Origin of the sequence: Mesorhizobium sp. M5C.F.Ca.IN.020.32.2.1 (genome assembly GCF_004023105.1) — a bacterium.
GTDB lineage: Bacteria > Pseudomonadota > Alphaproteobacteria > Rhizobiales > Rhizobiaceae > Mesorhizobium > Mesorhizobium wenxiniae.
Genome location: NZ_RZSX01001649.1, coordinates 1 through 484, shown reverse-complemented (window position 1 = coordinate 484; position 484 = coordinate 1). Strand labels below are relative to the sequence as shown.

The 484-nt window shown below is 62.6% G+C and carries 1 protein-coding gene; it reads right to left on the bottom strand.

The window, feature by feature from the left end; translation table 11 throughout:
* Positions 1 to 29: 29 nt before the first annotated feature.
* Positions 30 to 484, bottom strand: a 455-nt coding sequence (locus tag EOA86_RS37955; RefSeq protein ID WP_128345900.1) for an ANTAR domain-containing protein, incomplete at its 5' end; no start/stop codon positions are given.

Genomic DNA, 484 nt, shown 5'->3' with positions numbered 1-484 from the left:
ATAATCTTGTCGGGCTGTCGGCTGTCCGGCTATTTCTGATTGCCTGGCGCGGAAATCCCGAAGCCGAAGGTCCGCATCGCTTCCTGCGCGGCGAGGATGCCTTCGGCCACCGAAACCAGGGCGACCCGCTTCGATGTCGCCTGGTCGCGGATCAGCTTGTAGGCGGTTTCCTCGTCGACGCCGTTCATCTCGACCAGCACCTTGACCGCCTTCTCGATCGTCCGGCGTCCCTTCAGCGTATCCTCCAGCTTGCGCACCTTGTTGGCCAACCGCCCTTCATAGCCATACCGGTAGCGGGCCAGTGCAAACTGCGTCAGCACGCCCAACTGCCTGAGCGGTTTGGTGATGACGCCGTGCGCGTTGAGATCGATGATCGCCTTGATCGAGGTGGGGCTTTCATAGGTGACGATGGCGACGACGGCAGCATTGGCGCCCTCGATGAGCGACACCATGGCATCGGTCGGCGCTTCGCCGCCCTGCACGA